At 34.9% G+C, this 21,628-nt stretch carries 23 protein-coding genes and 1 tRNA gene; 3 read left to right on the top strand and 21 right to left on the bottom strand.

The annotated features are described in order from the left end of the window. Positions 1-49 precede the first annotated feature (49 nt). From THENA_RS01165 to THENA_RS01080, 18 genes are all read right to left on the bottom strand, one after another. Entirely contained in the window at positions 50-466 is a 417-nt protein-coding gene (locus tag THENA_RS01165) for an NIL domain-containing protein (RefSeq protein WP_013755610.1), read from the bottom strand. Next, the gene (locus THENA_RS01160) at positions 463-1,617 is read right to left on the bottom strand and encodes a homocysteine biosynthesis protein (protein ID WP_013755609.1); all 1,155 of its coding nucleotides are present in this window, start codon (positions 1,615-1,617) and stop codon (positions 463-465) included. Before THENA_RS01160 ends, THENA_RS01165 begins: the two co-directional genes overlap by 4 nt. Next, positions 1,610-2,842 carry an aspartate kinase gene (locus THENA_RS01155; protein ID WP_013755608.1) on the bottom strand — a complete coding sequence of 411 codons (1,233 nt, stop codon included), beginning with the start codon at positions 2,840-2,842 and terminating at the stop codon, positions 1,610-1,612. The genes THENA_RS01160 and THENA_RS01155 overlap by 8 nt, the downstream gene beginning before the upstream one ends. Positions 2,843-2,893: 51 nt before the next feature. Further along, complete coding sequence (gene thrB / locus THENA_RS01150) at positions 2,894-3,751, bottom strand: homoserine kinase (RefSeq protein WP_013755607.1); 858 nt, start codon at positions 3,749-3,751, stop codon at positions 2,894-2,896. 13 nt (positions 3,752-3,764) lie between these two features. Continuing rightward, the gene (gene apgM, locus THENA_RS01145) at positions 3,765-4,916 is read right to left on the bottom strand and encodes a 2,3-bisphosphoglycerate-independent phosphoglycerate mutase (protein ID WP_013755606.1); all 1,152 of its coding nucleotides are present in this window, start codon (positions 4,914-4,916) and stop codon (positions 3,765-3,767) included. A gap of 48 nt (positions 4,917-4,964) precedes the next feature. After that, positions 4,965-6,233 (bottom strand): MlaD family protein, encoded by a 1,269-nt coding sequence (locus THENA_RS01140; protein WP_013755605.1) that lies wholly within the window; start codon positions 6,231-6,233, stop codon positions 4,965-4,967. Positions 6,234-6,266: 33 nt separating this feature from the next. Continuing rightward, positions 6,267-7,019 (bottom strand): ABC transporter ATP-binding protein, encoded by a 753-nt coding sequence (locus tag THENA_RS01135; protein ID WP_013755604.1) that lies wholly within the window; start codon positions 7,017-7,019, stop codon positions 6,267-6,269. After that, entirely contained in the window at positions 7,016-7,768 is a 753-nt protein-coding gene (locus tag THENA_RS01130; RefSeq protein WP_013755603.1) for an MlaE family ABC transporter permease, read from the bottom strand. Before THENA_RS01130 ends, THENA_RS01135 begins: the two co-directional genes overlap by 4 nt. Further along, entirely contained in the window at positions 7,768-8,109 is a 342-nt protein-coding gene (cutA, locus tag THENA_RS01125) for a divalent-cation tolerance protein CutA (RefSeq protein ID WP_013755602.1), read from the bottom strand. Before cutA ends, THENA_RS01130 begins: the two co-directional genes overlap by 1 nt. A gap of 7 nt (positions 8,110-8,116) precedes the next feature. Beyond that, positions 8,117-8,911: an AmmeMemoRadiSam system protein B gene (gene amrB / locus THENA_RS01120; RefSeq protein ID WP_013755601.1), complete on the bottom strand. Its 795-nt coding sequence runs from the start codon at positions 8,909-8,911 to the stop codon at positions 8,117-8,119. Positions 8,912-8,988: 77 nt separating this feature from the next. Beyond that, entirely contained in the window at positions 8,989-9,789 is an 801-nt protein-coding gene (locus THENA_RS01115) for a TatD family hydrolase (RefSeq protein ID WP_013755600.1), read from the bottom strand. Beyond that, the gene (metG, locus tag THENA_RS01110) at positions 9,789-11,315 is read right to left on the bottom strand and encodes a methionine--tRNA ligase (protein WP_013755599.1); all 1,527 of its coding nucleotides are present in this window, start codon (positions 11,313-11,315) and stop codon (positions 9,789-9,791) included. Before metG ends, THENA_RS01115 begins: the two co-directional genes overlap by 1 nt. Positions 11,316-11,582: 267 nt before the next feature. Then, on the bottom strand, positions 11,583-12,389 hold the full coding sequence (rsmI, locus tag THENA_RS01105) for a 16S rRNA (cytidine(1402)-2'-O)-methyltransferase (RefSeq protein ID WP_013755598.1): 807 nt from the start codon (positions 12,387-12,389) through the stop codon (positions 11,583-11,585). Between the two features lie 8 nt (positions 12,390-12,397). Beyond that, positions 12,398-12,751, bottom strand: a complete 354-nt coding sequence (locus THENA_RS01100) for a bactofilin family protein (RefSeq protein WP_013755597.1) — start codon at positions 12,749-12,751, stop codon at positions 12,398-12,400. Positions 12,752-12,765: 14 nt separating this feature from the next. After that, on the bottom strand, positions 12,766-13,710 hold the full coding sequence (locus THENA_RS09510; RefSeq protein WP_013755596.1) for a M23 family metallopeptidase: 945 nt from the start codon (positions 13,708-13,710) through the stop codon (positions 12,766-12,768). A 12-nt stretch (positions 13,711-13,722) separates the two neighbouring features. Beyond that, positions 13,723-14,172, bottom strand: a complete 450-nt coding sequence (locus THENA_RS01090) for a DUF4446 family protein (protein WP_281054596.1) — start codon at positions 14,170-14,172, stop codon at positions 13,723-13,725. A gap of 59 nt (positions 14,173-14,231) precedes the next feature. Beyond that, the gene (locus THENA_RS01085; RefSeq protein ID WP_013755594.1) at positions 14,232-14,495 is read right to left on the bottom strand and encodes a stage V sporulation protein S; all 264 of its coding nucleotides are present in this window, start codon (positions 14,493-14,495) and stop codon (positions 14,232-14,234) included. A 53-nt stretch (positions 14,496-14,548) separates the two neighbouring features. Then, a tRNA-Pro gene (locus THENA_RS01080) sits at positions 14,549-14,623 on the bottom strand. A gap of 196 nt (positions 14,624-14,819) precedes the next feature. On the opposite strand from THENA_RS01080, the gene murJ reads away from it, so the two are divergent. Both murJ and THENA_RS01070 read left to right on the top strand, forming a co-directional pair. Then, complete coding sequence (murJ, locus tag THENA_RS01075) at positions 14,820-16,355, top strand: murein biosynthesis integral membrane protein MurJ (RefSeq protein ID WP_013755593.1); 1,536 nt, start codon at positions 14,820-14,822, stop codon at positions 16,353-16,355. Positions 16,356-16,428: 73 nt separating this feature from the next. Beyond that, complete coding sequence (locus THENA_RS01070; protein WP_013755592.1) at positions 16,429-16,854, top strand: RrF2 family transcriptional regulator; 426 nt, start codon at positions 16,429-16,431, stop codon at positions 16,852-16,854. Positions 16,855-16,861: 7 nt separating this feature from the next. On the opposite strand, the gene THENA_RS01065 is transcribed toward THENA_RS01070, so the two are convergent. From THENA_RS01065 to THENA_RS01055, 3 genes are read right to left on the bottom strand one after another with little or no spacing between them, the layout of a single operon-like run. Then, positions 16,862-17,989: a cysteine desulfurase family protein gene (locus THENA_RS01065; protein ID WP_013755591.1), complete on the bottom strand. Its 1,128-nt coding sequence runs from the start codon at positions 17,987-17,989 to the stop codon at positions 16,862-16,864. Next, positions 17,976-18,257 (bottom strand): sulfurtransferase TusA family protein, encoded by a 282-nt coding sequence (locus THENA_RS01060; RefSeq protein ID WP_041437883.1) that lies wholly within the window; start codon positions 18,255-18,257, stop codon positions 17,976-17,978. The genes THENA_RS01065 and THENA_RS01060 overlap by 14 nt, the downstream gene beginning before the upstream one ends. Further along, complete coding sequence (locus THENA_RS01055; protein WP_013755589.1) at positions 18,244-18,990, bottom strand: pseudouridine synthase; 747 nt, start codon at positions 18,988-18,990, stop codon at positions 18,244-18,246. The genes THENA_RS01060 and THENA_RS01055 overlap by 14 nt, the downstream gene beginning before the upstream one ends. Positions 18,991-19,342: 352 nt before the next feature. Here THENA_RS01055 and THENA_RS01050 point away from each other — a divergent pair, with 352 nt between their 5' ends. Further along, positions 19,343-21,550, top strand: a complete 2,208-nt coding sequence (locus THENA_RS01050; protein ID WP_013755588.1) for a methyl-accepting chemotaxis protein — start codon at positions 19,343-19,345, stop codon at positions 21,548-21,550. Positions 21,551-21,628 lie beyond the last annotated feature (78 nt).

Below are 21,628 nucleotides of genomic sequence, written 5' to 3'. Positions count from 1 at the left end.
GAATAATAAATTATAACAAAATTTCTCAAATTCTCAAAGAATAAAAATACTATAGTTCTATCTTAAAAGCCCTTCTCGGACAGACCTTTACACAGATACCACACATTACACACTTTTCTTTTATAAATTTAAGTTCATCGTTCTCATCAAGAACTAAAGCCCTACTTGCGCATACGCCAACGCAAAGTCCACAATTTACACAAAGCTCTTTATCGTGAAATAACTCCTTTTCAAGAGAGTCCACTCTGATCTTGTTGCTTTGTAGATAGCTAATACCTCTTTCAAGTTTTCCTTTTTCGCCCTCAAGCTCGAGCATCAATCTCCCCTCTTTTTCTGGGGATATCTGAGCTCTAAGAATATTAACTACAAGGTCAAAGTCCTTTACAAGGTGGTATGTAATTGGAAGTTCAGCAAGTTCAGGAGAAAAGCTCAATATCAATTTCTTTTTAACTATTTCTGCACTCATCTTCTCCTTACCTCCAATGGTTTTACTATTCTATCTTTGGGCAATGGTTCTACTGGTTCGCTTAAGAAGAATCTTTTTTCTAAAATCATTTGTTTTACGATTGTAGCTATTTCTCTTGCTAATGCCCACGAAGAGGTAGAACCTGTTGGTACTTTTTTCCCATGTATTTCCACAAAACCACTTCTTAATTCCTGATAACTTACCTCTCTCACAATTGGTCGAGAACGTGAAGCAACAGAATAATCAACAATTACTGTTTTTATATCTTCATTACCAAGAGATAACTGATGCATCATATCCTCATCTATTACTGGAATAGGTATGCCCACTCCCATCATCAAAGATACCCCATAACCCTCAAAGTATGCCCCTCTAACATATCTTTTGTTCATAGATTTCAAATCACCTATCAGGGCTAGTGTCCCAGCAGGTCCAATGGGCAAATTATTTTCATCTCTAGGTTTTGCCGAATTATGCTGAGTACCATGCCACGCCACATAACCTATCGATCCGCCAAAAAAAATCCTAGTTCCAATGCCTATTGTTCTATACTCAGGATCTTTGAGCAATGGAGACCACATTCCGCATGTAGCATAATTAACGTTTCCATATTTCGGCAAAAGAGCCCCCATATAAGTATACAATCTTGTACCAGAAGAATTGGTAGCAGCAGCATAATTTTGATAGCAGTTTCTCGGATTAAACATTATTGCCTCGTTTATTTGATCAAGAGTTATTTTCGTATCTATATCCTTTTTAGGATAACAATCTGTCCCAGTACCCGAAGCCTCAAGCCTAACTCTTTTGCCCGACAAAAGATCTTCAATTACATGTGCACCACCATATTCTGGATTCTCATAAGATCTTGCAGTAGCACCAAGATATGCGTCAACTGCAGCAATATAACCATAAGCTGGAACTGAATTCAACGTTATAGTTTCCATCTTCAAAGGAGGTTCAGTATGACCAAAATTTAAGAATACCCCAGATGAACACATAGCACCAAAAGTTCCTGTAGTTACGATGTCTACCTTTGAAGCAGCCTTTTTAACTCCTTCTTCTTTAACTAAATCGTAAGCCTCTTTAGCAGTTAAAACTACAACCTCATCTTTCTCAATCTTCTCGTTAATCTCATCTATCGTTCTAACCACAAGAAAAACCCTCCTTGTCAAGATTGAAGGCGTCGTGAACAGCCTTAACTGCTTTTTTGACGTCTTCTCTTGCAATTATACAGGATATCTTTATTTCTGACGTTGAAACCATTTGAAGATTAATATTCACATCAGCCAAAGCCTTAAACATTGTAGCAGCAACTCCTGGTCTGTCTCCCATACCAGCTCCTACAATGGATACCTTTGCTACTTTATCGTCGTATACAACTCCTTGAGCTCCTATTTCTTTAGAAACTACTTCCAAAATTTTAAGAGCTTTATGAAGATCTTTTAGTGATAGAGTGAATGCCATCTCAGTAAAATTTGTGTCAGGAGAAATAGATTGAACTATAACGTCAACATTAATGTTCTCTTCTGCAAGACTTCCAAATATTTTGTACGCTATTCCAGGTCTATCAGGAACCTTTATTATCCCAACCTTTGCAACGTCTTCATCAAAAGCAATACCTGTTACAACATTTCTATTTTCCATATCAGTTACCTCCCTAACTTCTGTACCTGGACAATCATCAAAACTTGAAAGCACTTTCAATACTACTCCATAGTGTTTAGCAAGCTCTACTGATCTAGGATGCAAAACCTTCGCACCTAAAAGTGCTAACTCCATCATTTCATCGTATGTAACTGTCATTATTTGTCTAGCTTCTTTTACTACTCTTGGATCTGTTGTAAAAACTCCCTTTACATCAGTATATATCTCACATAAATCAGCTTTAATAGCAGCAGCAACAGCAACAGCAGTAGTATCAGATCCGCCTCTTCCAAGTGTAGTTATAGAATTATCCTCAGCAACTCCCTGAAAACCTGCTATTACAGGTACTTTTCCTTCATCTAAAGCATTTAGTAAAAGTTTTGGGTCTATTGACAACACTCTTGCTTTTTCATGTACACAAGTCGTCTTTATATTTGCCTGCCAACCCGTAAAAGAGATGGCGTCTATGCCTATTTCATTAAGTGCCATAACCATTAACGCAATAGAAACCTGCTCTCCAGTAGAAAGCAAAACGTCCATCTCTCTAGGAGAGGGATTATTTGTAATCTGACCAGCCAAAGAAACAAGGTGATCGGTGGAATCTCCCATTGCAGAAACCACTACAACCACTTTATTACCACTTTGCACAGATCTTTTAATAAGATTTGCAACGTGTTTAACTCTTTCAGGACTCCCGACAGAAGTACCTCCAAACTTTTTAACTACTAGCAATAGGACATCCACCTCCAAAAATAAAATAAAACATTATAACACTATGATATTTTATTTTAGATATACGTTCAGAAAATAACATTTTGCTCTTACTCCAAATTCCAGCCACTTATACACAGCACCTTCGGGATCAAAATCTTCTGGGACAAAAGCAAATATAGAAGGACCTGCGCCAGATAAAGAAGCAAAATAAGCGCCATCGTTCATAATTTTATCCTTTACCTGCGTATAGCCAGGAATCAAATTAGCGCGATAATTCTCATGTAACTTGTCATGTATAGCATATTGCATAATATCATATCTTTTGCTATATAAGGATTCCAAAATGATATTGGTTTGAGAAATGTTTTTTACAGCGTCAGATAACTTGACCTCAGAAGGAACAACCTGTCTTGCTCTCCTGGTTTGAAGGGAAAAATCTGGAACAAAAACAACACTTTTAGGAAACTCTTTAATAGAAGTCTTGATAGCCTTAAAATTGCCATCAGAATCAGTAAACGATATGGTTAACCCGCCGAGTATTGTGGGAGAAACGTTATCAGGATGTCCTTCTATTGAAGATGCTAGAGAAATAAGCTCTTGATCGCTCAATCTAATAGAATGAGCAGATGAAACAATTTTTAATATGCCTACTATCAAAGAAGCGCTTGAACCCAGACCTTTTCCTATCGGGATATTGCTATTTAAAGTCCAGGTTAAGTTTTTTGGTCTTTTTATTGATAGTATTTTGTGAACCTTAGATTCGATATTTAAAAGCGAGTTTTCAAGCTGTATTGGGAGATTAGTAACCTTCCTTTGCCCAAACCTTGCTTCAATCTCCAGGAACAACTCCAAAGAAAGCCCAAATACATCGTAGCCTGCACCCAAATTTGAAGTACTACAGGGTATTTTTTCGTAAAATCTGTCCATTAAGCATCCCAAGTTAAGAAATTAACTCTTCTAATAATTTGTGCCCAACAATAAATTTTGAGCCTGATGAAGAAGATTCTGTAAATCTCGCATTTTCTAACTTACCCTTATAAGAGGTGTCATAAAAGAGCACCGGCACGTCACCATGTTTGTGAGTTTTTATCTCACAAGAGGTAAGATGATCAGAAACTACAAGAATTCTTTCAAATAATGACAAATTATTTAAAATAATTGAAAAAAATTCGCTATCTATCTTTTCGAGAGCAGATATCTTTAGGAACGGATCTCCTCTATGAGCACACTCGTCAGGAGCTTCAATATGAACCATAACAAAGTTGTGATCCTTTGAGGCCTCAACTGCAGCGTAAGCCTTACCTATAAAATTAGAATCGATAAAACCAGTTATATTATCTACTTTAACTGGTTCTAAACCACACAAGATCCCCAAACCATTTATAAGATCTACAGCACTTATAACAGCACCTTTAAATCCAAATTTATCCTTTAACTTCGGTAAATTTATAACTCTTCCGCCGCCCCACGGCCATACCATACTTATTTTTAAATCTGGATCTTTAGAAACATAATCCCTAAAAATTTTTATAGAATTATCCACTAAAGCTCTTAGCTCTTCATAATCTGGCAAATAATCTGTATATTTTAAACCCAGAATATCGTGTGGAGGAGTAAGCTTTGCATTCAGCCAGCTTTCATCGCCCACAAGAATATGCCTATAACTTACTCCTGGATAAATTTCAGCATTAATGCCGTCTAAAATCTTTTCTCTTGTTTCAAAAATTATCTTCCTCGCAATTTCTGTCTTTATGTGACCAGCAGAATGATCTAACATAATTTCATCAGAAGCATATACTAAGTTTAATCTAAAAGCTGCCTTCCCCTCTTTTATTTTTAATCCAAGGCTCCGAGCCTCAAGAGCACCTCTTCCAGTATAAAATTTAATCGGATCATATCCTAAGATAGCCATATTAGCTACTTCTGAACCACAAGGAAGGCTTTCTGGAACAAAGTTGGACCTAAAAACTCTGCTCATTTTTGTTATGCAATCTAAATTAGGCATCTTTGCAACTTCAAGAGGAGTTCTGTTACCTAGTGCCATTAAAGGTTCTTCAGCACAACCATCTAAAACAACTAGTAAAAAAGTCACGTCATGCCTCCCAAAATTTAAATATTCTTAAAATTTAAATGGTTGTAATCAATTATCAAACTTATATCTTATCCCGCCAAGAACTTCTCTATCGCTTCTGGTAAGATCTTTTAGATACATCAACAGATCAACATCCTTAGTAATTGAATACGATAAGATACTATCAAGAGTAGTACGCTTTGGATCGTATACCTCTGTCTCAACGCCAAATCGATCGTAGTGAACGTCTAAACCTGCTCCAAGATGAGAATTCATGTATCCAATACGAACGTCCAAATTATCATTTATCTTTTGCCCTGCCTGAGCGTCAACTTTAGTTTTTCCTCCAGAATCCCTTACCCCAAACCTATAGAACCTGTCCCCAGGCGGGTATACGTCGAGAAAAAAAGCCCCTTCTCTTTTATCCTTAGGACCACTAAAGACCCTTACCTCTGGAGTAATCTTTGTGTTGGCAAGATAATCCAATACTTTCTTTGATCTTTCAGTAATTTCGCTTGCATTTGAGATAGTTTGCTTAATCTCCTCTTTGGTTTTTTTATCCTTTACAATATCGTTTAGATTAGCAGCCAGGTTTGCAACGTTTTTAGATGCTTCATTAATATTTAACAATGCGCTTTTTATAGAGGGAAATAGTTCAGGATCGGATAGTCCTTTGTCAATATTTTTCGATATTGCAAGGAGATATTCAGAAAAGCCCCTCAGATTGCTAATAGTCTGATTTACGTCAGACTCATTTTTATAAGCTAGATCGCTTAAGACCCTCGTAAACCTGTCTATATTGGTTGCTATAGAGGAGGCAAGAAAGAGCGTTTTCTTTATTGATTCTTTGGACTCTGGATTTAAAAGGGTATCGTGAAGATCTTTTGTAAGATCGCTAACCCTTACCAATAGAACGCTAGTTTCATTTAAAATATCTTCATAAGTAGGAGGAGATGTACCAATCACTGTAGCCCCATCAGATAAATATTCTTTGGTTAAAGATTTTGGCGGGGTTATGCTTATAAACTTATCTCCCACTAGACCGTAAGTTCCTATTGAAAAATAAGAACCTTTTGGTATGAGAACATCTTTGTTTATCAATATTACAGTTTCAACGCCCTTATAAAGAGTAGGAGTAATACTTTTGATCCTTCCAACCTTAACGCCCATATAATAAACGGGCGCATCAACTGAAAGACCGCTTACATCAGGAAAGTATGCAACTATTCTATACATAGGTTTTAGAAAATCGCTTTGAAACCACAAAATAGAGCCCGCAAGTAAAATTAATGTAGCAAGTACAAATATTCCTACTTTTGCAGCTCTACCTTTTTCCAAAACTCTCTCCCTTAAAAATTTATTATCACTTTTTTAATTATTATAATTGAAAAATATCTTTTTGCCCTCTGGGCCCAAAAAGGTATTAACAAAAGTGTTATCGAGCTCTACAAAATCCTTAGGATCACCATCAAACAATATCTTTTTGTTATCCAGATATATTATCCTCTCAGCCAGTCTAAATGCAGTTTGAAACACATGGCTAACAATTAATATAAGAGCACCTGTTTGCTCTCTTAGATTCCTAATTAAATCCTCAATAATCCTGCTCGTATGAGGATCAAGTCCTGTTGTTGGCTCATCAAACAAAACTATTTTTGGCCTATATACAATTGTCCTTGCGATAGCTACTCTCCTTTGCATGCCACCTGAAAGCTCTGAAGGATATAAATAGGCGCTATCCTCTAAGCCTACAAACTTTAAGGCTTCAAAAGACAAGGAAGCGATCTCTTCCTTAGATTTTAGTTTATGTTCTTTAAGAAAGAACGATACATTATCAATTACGTTTAAAGAATCAAACAGAGCTCCCGCCTGAAATACCATACCCATATTTTTTCTTATTTCAAATAGTTCTTTATCAGAAACTTTAGTAATGTCGTTGCCCATAATTTCAATTGTTCCAGAATCTGGTCTCATAAGACCTATCATAAGTCTTAAAACAGTACTCTTTCCACAACCCGATGGTCCCATGATTACTGTTATCTTGTTATCAGGTATTAAAAAGCTTATGTCTTCAAGAACAGTCCTTCCTCCAAAGCCCTTAAAAACGTTAGAAAATTTTATCATCGTGAAAACATTACCATAGATAGAAAGTAATTAAAAATAAAAATTAAGATTAAAGAAATAACAACAGAAAGCATTGTAGAATTTCCAACGCCTCTAGCACCAGCCTTTGTTCTCAAACCTATAAACGTTCCAATAAGCGATATAATAGAACCAAATATCATAGCTTTTATAAGACTCGCTTCAATGTCCCAAACCTTAACAAGAAATCTTACAGATTCTACAAAGGACGATGGTATAACGCCACCGTAATAAACAGCAACAAAATATCCGCCTATAACCCCTGCTAAGTTTGCAATAACAGTTAAGAGAGGAAGCATTAACATGCAGGCAAAAACTCTTGGAGCAACAAGATAAAAAATTGGATCAACCGACATAGACAAAAGTGCGTCAATCTGCTCGGTAACCTTCATAGTGCCTATTTCAGCAGCCATAGCAGAACCAACCCTACCTGCAACAACAACTCCTGTAATCATTGGTCCTAATTCTCTAATTATCGCAATACCCACTACTCCGCCAACAACGGAACCAGCACCATAGAAGACAAATTCTCTGGCAGTTTGAATAGCAAATACCATGCCAACAAAAAGAGAGGTAATAAACACAATAGGCACAGACTCTACACCAATCATAAAACACTGATCTAAAAACAAAAAAAATCTAAACCTTGCAGTCAGTACAGCTACTATAGATCGGAAGAAGAGATAAGACAGTTGTCCTACATCAGAAAAAAATTCGATAAAGTAATTCATTAACTAATTAAGACCTCTCTCATCCAGTATAGATATCTTGCCTCAATGTCTTCTAACTTTAAAAAAATTATCTCAGGCGTATCATACGGATGATTTTCTAAAACTATAGACTTAAATTTTTCTTTCAAAGACAAAAATGTCTTTGCGATCAGTATGCTTTCTGTATCTTCTACTACTGAGCCTTCCCAAACATAAATAGATTTTACATTTTTACAAATATTTACACAAGCAGCAACTTTTGACTCAATTAATTTTTTTGCAAGAGGTATAGCATCCTTTTCTGGAGCAGTTATCATTGCTATACATGGTTTATTTCTTGTATTCCTTTTTAAACTTCTCATATTTCAATCATTCAAACAATATGCCAGTATAACCTACTACTTGAGTATAATCCATATTTACATCACCCGAAGTCCTGTGTTCCAAAAGATCAGCCTTAGTAGCTCCCAATTCCTTTAATATTGTTAAACCAAGAAAACAAGACCATGCCCCACACATAGAAACGTCTTCTTCATAAACAGTCTTAAGTAAACCTCTTGGATCCAATGACATCAAATTTTTAATCACCTTTTCATCTTTTTCTAAAGTTATCTCCTGAGGCTCGTGATGATTTAAGTCACTACTCATAACCACTACTACAGACTTATTAGACTCTTTAAGCACATTCGCTATACATTTTCCAGTTGAGGAAAGAATTCCTTCTGAAGTTGTAGAAACAGCAACGGGCACAATCTTTGCCTTAGGACAGACATATTTTATAAACGGAACCTGAACCTCAAGAGAGTGTTCATTGGCATGAATTCTCTCATTTAGATGAATGAATTCACAATGATGAAGCAAAGATTCCCCCAAATCCCTGTCAGGCATCACCTCGCCAAGTGGAGTAGCCCATGAAGTTTGTGATAAAAATATTCCATCAGATTCCATTGAATGCTTAGGGCCAATAAGCAAAAATGTATCAGGACACTCAATTGAAGAATAGACCTTACCTGCAATAGAACCAGAAAAATTATATCCCGCGTGTGGTACTACTACACCCTTTACTCTTCTTTTAGGAATGTCTAATATAACTTCGGACATAAATTTCAACAAATCGCTTTCTCTAAGCGGATAAAAATATCCAGAAACATAAGCCGGTCTCAACTTAAACACCTCCTTAGAAAGTTGAAAAACATCACATAAACTTACAAAATATAAAAATATAGAAAATTTTAATTTAACTAGCCAACAAGACCCTTATTTTTAAAAAGTTTTAATTTAGGAAAAGCGTTCAATAAATTTTCAAACAAAATAGCCTTTAGATTATCGATATCTATCTTTTTAATTTCTGATATAGCCTTAACGACCTCCTTTACATTAACGGGTTCATTTCTCTTTCCCCTAAAGGGCACTGGAGCAAGAAATGGCGAATCAGTTTCGGACAAAATCCTTTCAATAGGGGTCTCAAGAACTACGTTTCTCAATCTATGAGAATTTGAAAAGGTTATTGGACCTGCAAAAGAGACAAAAAAGTTCATAGACACTACTTTTTTCATGGTATCAACAGAACCAGAAAAACAGTGAAAAACTCCACCAATTGAGTCAGCATCAAATTCTTCTAATATATCAATAGTATCCTTTGTTGCCTCTCTCATATGAATTACTACTGGGAGTCCTACTTCTCTTGCCAGTTCAAGCTGTTTTCTGAAACAGTCTATTTGAACTTCTCTTGGAGAATAATTATAATGATAATCTAAGCCAATTTCACCAATAGCTAAGACATTTTCAAAACAAGTTAAACCCTTTATAGCGTTATAAGAATTTTCGTTAAAAAATTTTGCCTCATGGGGGTGAAAGCCAACAACAGCAAAAATTTTGCCAACGTATTTATTTGATAATTCTATAGATTTAAGCGACGTTTCAAGATCTGATCCAACATTGATCATTAAACCTACTTGTTCGTCAAAAGCTCTCTTAATAACATCCTCTCTATCAGAATCAAATGATTCGCTCTCAAGATGTAGATGACTATCAAAAAACATTAGGTTTCCAACCTTTTAAAAATAGGCTCACCCTTTTCAATTTTGCAAGGCATAGGCAATAGTCCCCAACTAAATTCAGACCAGGAAGGTTCACCATATATAGAAAGCCTTCTTAAAACATCTTTGGAAATTGTGGGCATAAATGGATATAAAGCAATTGAAGAAAGCCTTACTACTTCAAAAACGTGGTAAAATGTGCTTGCAACCTCTAAATCAAATCCCTTTTCCTTAAAAGATCTCCACGGGGCAGTTTCGTCCAAGAACTTGTTTGCGCCCTTAATTAGTGTCATTATCTCTTCTAGAACAAAACTAAAAGAAAGATTATCATAATGTTTTTCTATCCTTTCTTTCATTCCATCAAAAATTGCCCTTAATTTTACAAAACTTTCTTTATTAAATAGCTTATCTGCCTCAGTTAGCGAGCTGTTGTTATATCTTTCGAGCATTGACGCAGTTCTATTTAAAAGATTTCCAAAATCATTAGCAAGATCGGCATTTAATATCTCCTTCAAACCTTTATAAGAAAAATCCCCATCTTGTCCAAACGGAACAGCTTTCATCAAAAAGTATCTCATAGGGTCTACCCCAACATCTTTTGATAAAGCCCATATATCAACCACATTCCCCTTAGATTTTGACATCTTTTCCCCTTCCATAGTCCACCAACCATGGCCAAAAACCATTTTTGGCAGTGGAAGTTTCGCACTCATCAACATAGCAGGCCATATTACCGCATGAAAGCGAACAATCTCTTTACCAACGACATGAACGTCAGCGGGCCAGATCCTTTTAAATTTCTCCTCATCCTCTGCAAATCCAGCAGCAGTAAGATAGTTTAATAGTGCATCAAACCAGACATATATTACATGCCCAGGGTCATCGGGAACTTTTATCCCCCAGGAAAATTTGCTTCTTGATATGGAAAGATCCTTTAAGCCTTGGCTCACAAACTGAATTACTTCGTTTCTTCTAAAATCTGGCATAACAAAATTCTTTTTGTCGTTGTAAAGTTCTAACAGTGGCTGTGTATATTTTGAAAGTCTAAAGAAATAAGATTCTTCTTCCATCCACTCGACTTCTCTGCCGCAATCAGGACATTTTCCATCTACAAGCTGTTCATCTGAAAAAAACGTTTCACACGGCACACAATACCATCCAGAATATTTTCCCTTGTAAATATCTCCATTGTCATTAACAATTTGCCAAAATTTAGCAACTGCTTTATAATGCCTTTCTTGGGTTGTCCTTATAAAGTCATCGTTAGAAATATTAAGAGCAAGCCATGCATCTTGAAAAATTTTGGCAAATCTGTCAACATATGATTTTGCATCTGAAGAGTTGTTTTCTGCAGCTTTCTGGATCTTCCTGCCGTGTTCATCTGTTCCAGTCAGAAAAAAGACATCTTTCCCTTGCAGTCTTCTGAATCTTGCAAGCACATCACATGCCACAGTTGTATAAGCGTGACCTATGTGTGGTTTGTCATTTACATAATATATTGGGGTAGTAATGTAGAAAGATTTTGCCATTTTATCCTCCTAAAAGTTATATAAATATTATAACCTATTGGCATAGCTGCTTTGTTCCCCGTCAAAAGTTGTGTTAATAGTGCCAAAAAAAAGTTTTCCAGTACATTTTTGGAAAAAGCAAATATCCCAAATACAAACCTAAACCATTTCTTTAATCAAGCATCCCTGGAGTTTAAGCTCTGTGATAATTACGATCTCTTTCACTATCTAATTTTTTTCCAAAAGTAAATTCTAAAAAGCTATCAAACGAGCTATAAAAATTTAAAATTAATCCTGTAAAAGTTGTTTGTAAAGCCAGTTTTTATTCACTCCTAAATATTTGGAAAAGAGTCTGGCTATCCTCGAAGGTTCTATCCCAAGCTTTTTCAATTCTAATGCAAGCTGATAAGATCCTTTTTCTTTATCTATAAATGTGCCAATTGACTCAAGAGCTACAACAATTTCACCTTTGATATTAGATAGTTCTGATTTCTCTTCTATTGAAAAGAGCTCAAAACTAATAACCTCTTCATAGACTTTGGTAATCTCCCTAAATACACAAACTCTTGGGTTAATTTTGAAGTTATTTTTTATCCAGAACAATGTATCAAATAATCTCTTTGCAGACTCAAAAAAAATAAGATGTCCACCTGAATAAGTGTAAGCATTGATAATTTCTTTTCTTTTAGACTTGTCTTTAGGAAAAAAACCCGAAAAAAGCCATAGATTTGGTTTAAAACCTGATAGAGCAATTGAAGCTGTCAACGAGCTTGGACCAGGTATTACTAATACTTCATAATTATTCTTTCTAACCAGATCAACCAAAAAGGACCCAGGATCGGAAATGCCAGGCATACCAGCATCAGTTATTAAACCAACAGATTCGTTTTCAAGCTTTTTTAACACAAGCTCAGATTGCTTTAGAAAGTTATGAGAATTGAAAGAAAAAAGAGGTTTCCTTATATTATAATGTTTCAGGAGTTTCAGACTTACTCTTGTATCCTCACAAAATATTGATTCTACTGAATTTAGAACTTCTATTGCTCTATAAGTTATATCTCCTAGATTACCTATAGGAGTGCCAATTAAATACAATTTCCCCTTCAGGATCTCAACATCTCACTTTTGCCTTCAAGTATTGCTCCCTCATCCACAAACAGTACTCCTACCTTGACATCTCCATAAACTTTGCCACTGTTATGAATTATCAACCCTTCAATAGCCTCAATGTTTCCTCTTATTTCTCCAAAAACCGAAACTTTCTTTGCCTTAATGTTTGCATTTACCTTTCCATCCTGTCCTACAAAAAGTTCGCCATCAATAGTAATTTCACCATCAAACAATGAATCGATTCTTACATTGCCATCCCCCTTAAGAGTTCCAGAAAACTCATTTTTATGGCTCAAGATTGTATCAGGGCTTACAGGACTACTACCCTTTTTAACTTTAAATAACATCTTTTTTACCTCCTTTAAAGCTCTGCAGGATTTGCTCCAATTACTGACATTGGATTTATTACCCTCCCGTAGTGATGAACTTCATAATGAACATGAGGACCAGTTGTGAAGCCAGTTAAACCTATATATGCGATTACTTGATCTTTTTTGACCCTTTGTCCAACTTTAACTGCAAAAGCACTATCATGAGCATAAAGGGTTTCATAACCGTTACCATGATCAATTATTACCGTTAAGCCATAACCCGATAAATACCACCCAGCAAAAACAACAACTCCATCACCTGTAGCATATATTGGCGAACCATAACTCGCAGCCACATCAATCCCAGGGTGAAAATCGCCAAAAGCAGGCCTATATCCAAAATAAGATGTAATCACACCATCAGCAGGAAAACCAGTAGGAAAAGAGGCATATTCATTAATCTTTCTCTTAGCTAACTGAGCAATCTGGTTAAAACTCCTTTCTCTGTAGGAAAGTTGTGTTCTAACCATAGATAAGTCATTTTTTATATTTATAAATCTTGGATCTACTGAAGAACCGAACAGCAAGCTTAATTCGTCCATACTGTTTTGCTTTGTTCCCTCTATTGAAGAACTTTGATCTGATTTGGCTTTTGAATTTTGATCAGACGGTTCAGATATACCAAGATTCTTTCTTAACTCACTTTCTTCATCGCTAAGGCGCTTTATATCCTTCTTTAGGGCTTCTGATTCAACCTTTAATTGTCTTATCTCTTCAGATTGTCGTGCATTTTGAGATTTCAGAATTTGATAATCAGAGAGCTTTGAATTTACACTTAATGCAAAAAAGAAGGTCCAAATTACAAAAAGTGCACCAAAAAAAAGAACACTTAGAAAAAAAACCAAAACCCCCCACCTTATTTTGAACGAAAAGGGAGTGTGCCCTGAGTGAGGCACTATCATAAATGTAATTTCGTCATTCAATCTCTTTGGCATAACACCTCAAAACTAACTAATTTTACTTATGGCTATTTCTAGGGCTTTCTTCTCCTCAGGTGATAATTCAAGATTAACGTTTCCATTTGATACTTCTTTTGCATAAACCCTTGCAAAATCTCTGCTCATCAAAGAAGTTATAATAACGCCGTTTTTGTTTGCATCCAATAGCACATAAGAAAAGGAATACATCCCGCTAATATTATCAAAAGCATCATAGCGAACAATCCCCGAACCCTGGAATGCATGTTTTAACTTTATAAATATCTTCTCTACATCACTAGATAAAACTTTATAATTATTCTCAACATTCTCCAATCTGCTTTCAAGTTCTTTAATCCTATTTTGGATAAGCGTTCTACCTGCTGGACTAAAGGACGCAAATTCAGAAAAGGATCTTTTTATAAATATAAACATAGCACTTATTATAACTACATTAAAGATCGAAAAAGCAACTACAATAAGGACTATCTGCGTACTAGACAGTTCTATTTCTTAACACATCCTTTCACAATATATAACTAATATCTTGGCTCAACAATAAGTTTTATTGCAGTCCTTTCTTCACCATCCACATTGACATAAGTAAAAGACGGAATACAAATAACATCAAGGCCACCCGGCGCAAGATAACCTCTCGCTATAATTATTGCTTTAATAGCCTGATTCACAGCACCAGCGCCTATAGCCTGTACTTCAACTCTACCCTTTTCCCTCATAGCTCCGGCAATAGCTCCTGCCACAGACTTTGCGGCTGAGTTAGCGCTTACCCTAATATCTGCCATAAATGCCTCCCCAATTAATTAATACATTCTTTCTACTTTTGATAAAAAAACCCTGGTCGGGGTGAGAGGATTTGAACCTCTGACCCCCTGCTCCCAAAGCAGGTGCGCTCCCGCTGCGCTACACCCCGACATGTTTATAAAGAATAACATAATTATAAAAGTTATGCAATATAGCCTTACCAAAAAAAGATCTTTACTGATCATAAAAAATGTTTTATATTATCCCTATGTTAAAAACTTACTCTAAACTACTGTGTTGTTCAAAACATTTTAATAGTAAATTTAACAAAAAATTTTTTTCTATAAGACATTATCTATTGCAAAATGAAGATCAGTTCCAATATTGATAAACAGACTCCATTCGTAGCATCTTTGCTCCTTACAGGAGCAAATTTGTTCTCTAAACCCCTAGCCTTTATAAGAGAACTACTTTTTGCATATTCTTTTGGAATAAGTCATATTACAGACTTCTTTTTCTTTACCTTTAACCTCTCTAACTCTCTTATATGGTCTATTTTAAAAACATATTCTGGATCTTTTATGCCCGTATTTTTAGATATAAAGTCAAAAAACGACGAAAAGGCGACTGAGTTTCTTGCAAATTCGTTTCTTTGGATAATTATTCAATCATTAATACTTTTTGTTTCAACTTCAACTATTATATTCTTGTGGCAATGCCACGATAAGTTAATCAGCACAAATTTAGCTTTGAGCATAATTTTACTAAGCGTTTCGTACGCAACTCTTGCAGGAATTGGTCAATTTCTTACCGTAATATGTCAATCTTATTATCAGTTTTTCTATCCAGTACTCTTTGCCTTTTTATTTAATATATTCACAGTAGGTGCATTGCTCTTTTTTACAAAATCTTTCGGAATAAATGCATTTATTTTCTCTCAGGTGCTCTGGGCAATACTGCAAATTGCAGGACTCTGGATCTGGATAAAAAGACAAATAAAAACCAATATTTTTAAAAAGTTAAAACTTTTTGACGTTAGTCAAAAGAGGCTTCTTAATTTGCTGCTGCCTACCTTAATAGGTACAAACCTTTGGCCAATTCATCTTTTTATAGCAACTACAGCAGCATCATGGCTAGCAAGTGGAGCAATAAGCGCGGTTAATTATTCTGCAAGATTCGAGTATGGAACAGCTGGACTTGTAATTTTTTCTATAATGAGCGCTCTTTTTCCGACTATGATATCCTTTGCAAGCGAAAACAAGATCAATGAATTTAAGAGAACTTTTTCCAACGGGATGAATGCAATTATTTATCTTATGTCTCCAATTATATTTAGCACTATTTTTTTTAGTTACATAATAATATCAATCACTTATAAACATGGAGCTTTTAATAATAGTGCGGCTGTAATTACATCACAGTTTTTGTCTTATCATATATTGATGCTTTATACAATTGGGATTACCGGCATGTCATACCAAGCGTTCATAGCTTTAAAAAAGCCATGGGAAAGCTTTTGGTCTATTTTAGTGGGGATAATTTTTAATATTATATTTTGTGCCCTGTTTGTTAAATCATTTGGCATTCTTGTAGTGGCGTTAGGATCAATTATTGGAACTCTTATAAGCTCGATATGGCAACTATATATACTTGACAAAAAAGGTTTATTTTCTCTAAACAAGTTTTTAATAAGAATTTTAGTTAGAGGATTTTTTGCATTTTTATGTTGTTTATTATTTTATTGTATATCACTTTTCTTACATTTAAGAGGGTATTTTGAAATAATATATCCATTATCTTCAATTTTGTTTTACTTTATCTTAAGCTTTATTTTTAAGTGGGAAGAATCAAAATATTTTTACAATAAGATTTTTAAATTAACCAAAAAAGTTGCTTATTAACTTATAAATATGTCTTATATATTTTTTTAGTAAAAACATAAAAATTATTGAACTTATATGATATTATATTTACATGTTTAAACTTTCAACCAAAACTAGATATGGATTAAGGGCTTTATGCCAGCTTGCGCAGGTAAAAAAAGGCTACACCATACCTGCTCATCAGCTTGCAAAAGATCAGGAAATATCCCTTTCTTACCTCGAGCAAGTCCTTAATGTTTTAAAGCATCATGGAATAGTAGAAAGCTTTAAGGGCCCTGGTGGCGGATACAAACTAAATGTAGATCCAAAGAAAATCATATTAAAGGACGTAATAGAAATACTTGAGGGACCTGTATTAATTACAGATTGCTCTGCCGATCCTTCAAAGTGTCACAGGGCGGAAGATTGTTTGACGAGAGCGCTGTGGCAAAAAATTGGCAATCAAGTAAACTCTTTTCTAGGAAAAATTACTCTTAACGATCTCGTAAAAAAAAATTGTAAAAAACTCTGTAAATAAGGGTAAGCTAGCCTCTTAACTTCTTGATCCCTCTTTCAAAAATTTCAAGAAAGAGGTTTACTTCTTCTTCAGTAGTTTTGTGACCAGTTGATAGCGTTATTATGCTTGATGCCTGTTCAAAGGTGTATCCCATACTCATAAGAACTGGGGAAGCTTTAAGCGCGTAAGAAACGCACGGCGAGCCACTAGAGACATAAATATCGTATGATTCAAGATAAGAAATCATATCTGAACTTTTGACCTTATCTATGATAAAAGAAAGGTGTCCCGGTAATCTTTCAGGATCTTTTCCGACAAGTTCTATACCATCAAAAGAAAATATTTTTTTTATTTCAGATGCCAATTTATTTCTTTTTTCAGTCCTTTTATCAAGATTAAGCATTGCCAATTCAGCTGCAACCCCAGTACCAATTATTCCTGGAACGTTCTCTGTGCCTGCTCTTTTGCCAAATTCTTGAGGACCGCCATAAATTAATGGCATAAATCTTAAACCATCTCTAAGATAAAAACCGCCCACTCCCTTAGGACCGCCAAAAATATGAGAACTAAATGATAATGAATCTACACCAAGATCCTTTACGTCTATATGCATGTTACCTACTGCTGCAACAGCATCAGTGTGAAACAAGATATCTTTCTTTTTCAAGATTTTAGCTATTTCTTTTATGTTGTTTATAGTCCCAACATCAACAGAGCCAAAACTTAATGAAACCAACATTGTATCATCCCTTATTGCGCTTTCCACAGAAGAGGGCTTAATTTCGCCATGCTTGTCAGGGGATAAAAACGTAACATAAAATCCCATTCTTTCAAGACTTCTCATCGGATTTAATACCGAGTGATGCTCAGACTTTGAAGTAATAATATGTTTGCCTCTTTTCTCATAAGCAAATGACAATCCCTTAATAACAGCGTTGTTAGATTCTGTACCAGATGAAGTAAATATAATCTCATCGTCACTTGCATTTATAAGTTTAGCCACTTTTGATCTTGCTTTTTCAATTTCTTCTTTTATCATTGCTCCCATTTTATTTTTCGAAAGAGGATTAAAGAACCTTTCTTTCAAATAGGGATACATTGCCTCACAAACTTCATCTTCTATTGGAGAAGTAGAGTAATAATCAAGATAGATCATTAAATGAATCGACCTGAGATTTTCTAATATAAAATTTCAAGTAATCGTCGCCCTCTATAATTCCTAAAAACTCATGTCCTGACATCTTGCACCAATTTGGTATATCTTCAAGTGCATGAGAAAAATCGCTTAATACCTCAAGTATCTCCCCTTCTTTTAATTCTTTGAGAGCTTTTTTAATTGAAACGATGTGCATTGGGCACATGAGATAAACTATATCAATAGTCTTGTTTACCTTTAATGGGTTTAAAAATTTAATATTTTCCATCGTTATCACCAGTCATCTCACCAAAATACCTTTTTTTGAAATTAGAAACTTCTTCCTCGCTTAACCACCTATATGATCCTGGGACTCCAGTCAGTCTAAAATCCCCAATCGCTACTCTTATTAATCTTTTAACGCTATATCCCATTTTTTTTAGATATTCCTTTACAAGGTGTTTCATTCCTTCGTGAAATGCTATTTCCAACCAGGAGGCATCAGATAAATCTTTAAGTATTTTAAAACTATCTGGTTTAACATATTTCCCCATCAAAACACAACCTGAAAGGACCTTCTCTTTATCAACTATATCAAATATAGGGTTAACCAAAACTTGATATTTTTTTACAACTTCGAAAGACGGATGATGTATTTTATGAGCAAAATCCCCATCATCTGTCAAAAGGAGCAAACCTTCTGAGTCAAAATCCAATCTCCCCGCAGGAAAAAGTCTTATTTTCAAGTCTTTAATATACTCATCTAACGTTTTTAGACCACCAGGATCTTTCCCAAGAGCAGTTAGAACCCATCTTGGTTTATAAAAAAGCAAATAATGTCTTTTTTTTCTTATTTTAACTAATCTGCCGTTTACCTTTACAACGTCTTTATTAGGATCAACCTTATAAGAGAGGTCAGAAATAACCTTGTCATTAACCTCCACCTTTCCAGACAAGATAAGATCCTCTGCCTTCCTCCTGGAAGTTAGTCCAGAAAAACTTAGAAACTTATTAATGCGCATATGATTACTAATTGTTATTGACCCCAATCTATATAAATAATTTATATCTGTTATAATTTTAACTCATTATATAAAACTTATCAAATATTGTTAAGTCTAGCTTTATAATACTCCAATTAGTTTATAAAAAAAATAAATTATAATAAAGATTTCTAATTAGAACTAAAAAAGTACATTTATATTACCTTAAATAAAATAACTAAGAAAATTATTTGAACATTTCTAAAAACATATTATAATAATATAAAAATTTTTAGTAATAAAAAAAATTTGTATTATTATATCTCAATATCTTTTAATTTTAGTTTTTTAAACAAATGTTTTAATTTATAAAAGCCTAAAGGAGGATAAAATGAACTCAGAACAAGAAAAAAACCCAAGTAAAAGGAGGAGCTTAAATCTCTGGAGCACTATTAATTCAAGGCTTTCTTTTAGCATGATACTAATAATAGTAATTTTAGGTGTTTCTATTATGCTCGTTTCTAATTTCGTAATAAAACAAAGCATAAAAGATCAAACAATGGCAGCTATGCAAGAGACCGCAAAGACCGCTAGCAACGGCATTAATACCTTTATAGAGAATAAAATTGGAGCATTGTCAAATTTAGCTAAAGATCCTGTATTACAAAGTGGCGACAAAAATAAAGTTTTTGAATTCTTAAAAACTACCTTTGGTTCTTTTCCAGAAGCAAATGACACTTTTTATGCGAATGAAAAAGGTGAAGTGGTTGCAAATTCTGGTATTATTCCAAACATAAACGTATCAGACAGGCCTTACTTCAAAGCAGTAATGTCTACTGGCAAAGTATTCATCACGCCTATATACATAAATAGACTCGACCAGAGCAAAATTTTTAGCATTGTGGTTCCAATTCTAAATGCATCGGGCACTCCAATAGGATTAATTGGTGAGGACATAAGGCTCAGTACCGTAGAAGATCTGGTGTCAAATATAAAGTTTGCCAAATCGGGATATGGAGTTTTGCTCGACAAAACAGGTCTATATATAGTAATGCCGCCAAAAAAAGAGATGGTTATGAAGGAAAACATTACAAAAGTTAGTAAACTAATAACTCCATCCCTTGCTGAGCTTGGCAAGAGGGTAGTAAGTGAACCTACAGGATTTGGCACATATACTTTTCTTGGACAGGAAAAGATGCTTGTATGGGACAGAATTCCTTCTACCGGCTGGATATTGCTAATTCCAGTCACATCTTCTGATTTCTACTCAGGACTATATAGCCTTCTTACAATAATATTTATAGCCATCATAATAGTTTCTATAATATCCTTCATAATATTCAAGTTCATATCAAGAAGCATTACAAAACCTCTTTCAGAGATAGTAGAAGTAAACAAGAAGCTTTCAGAAGGTGATCTTAACGTAGATATTAATACCAACTACTTTGGAGAGTTGGGCATTCTTTCAGAAAGTACCAAGAAGATGGCAGAAAATACAAAATCTGTTATACAGGGGCTAAAGAGCCTTATCTCAGACTTACAAAGCGCATCTGAAAAAGTAAAAGAAAACGCTACCATACTATCTCGTTCATCAGGAGAAGTCTCTCAGGCAGCTTCAAATACGGCAAGAGGAGCGGAAGAGATATCAAAGATAGCTCAAACACTTTCCAATAAAGTAAATACCTTCTCAAGCACCACTCAGGCAATTGCAAAGGGGGCAGAAGAACAAGCAAACAATACAGAACAGATTGCACAGATGGTAGAACAGATAAACTCTATTATGGAAGAGACTAAAAAGAGCAACAAAGAGCTTACAGATCTTTCTATAACAATGAAGGATAGGGCACAGGATGGAAACCTTCTTATGGCAAAAACAAATGAGAGTTCTCACAAGAGCCTTGAATCTGTGAAAAAATTAGCTGAAGTTATCCAATCTCTTAGCAAGAGATCAGAAGATATAGGTAAGATTGTAGATTTGATATCTAGCATATCAGATCAAACAAACCTCTTAGCCTTAAACGCTGCAATAGAGGCTGCAAGAGCAGGAGATGCTGGAAGAGGATTTGCTGTAGTAGCAGATGAAGTAAGAAAGCTTGCAGAAGAATCTCAAAGAGCTGCAAATGAGATAGCCTTGATAATAGGCGAAACCAACAAAGAAACAAGAAATGCGATGAACTCAATGCAAGAGACTCTAAGTGACGTAACTACAGGACTTGAGGCATCAGAAGCTACGTCAAAGACTTTTCAGGCAATACTTGCTTCTATAGACAAAGTAAATGTGTTGTTAGAACAAAGAGAAAAGATAAGTGAGAAATTAATTAGCAACCTCTCTACTGTAAACGTAAACGTCAGCAACCTTGCTGCCCTCTCAGAAGAATATACCGCTTCAGCGCAAGAGATGGCAGCATCATCAAAAGATATATCCAACGAAATAGAAAGCCTTGCAGCAATATCGGAAGAGTCATCAGCTTCTGCAGAAGAGCTCGCATCTACCACAGAAGAAAGTGATAAAATAGTTAAGGAGTTTGAGGAAATTTCAAGAATTTTAATAGAAAATACAGAAAAGATATCTGATGAAGTTAAGAAGTTTAAAGTTTAATAATTACCCACTTGACAAACAGGTTATAATTTTATGAAAATTAAGTATTATAGCGTTCATCTTAAAATTTAACGCTAC

The organism is Thermodesulfobium narugense DSM 14796, assembly GCF_000212395.1.
Taxonomy (GTDB): Bacteria; Thermodesulfobiota; Thermodesulfobiia; order Thermodesulfobiales; family Thermodesulfobiaceae; genus Thermodesulfobium; species Thermodesulfobium narugense.
This window is presented reverse-complemented; position numbering and strand designations above follow the sequence as displayed.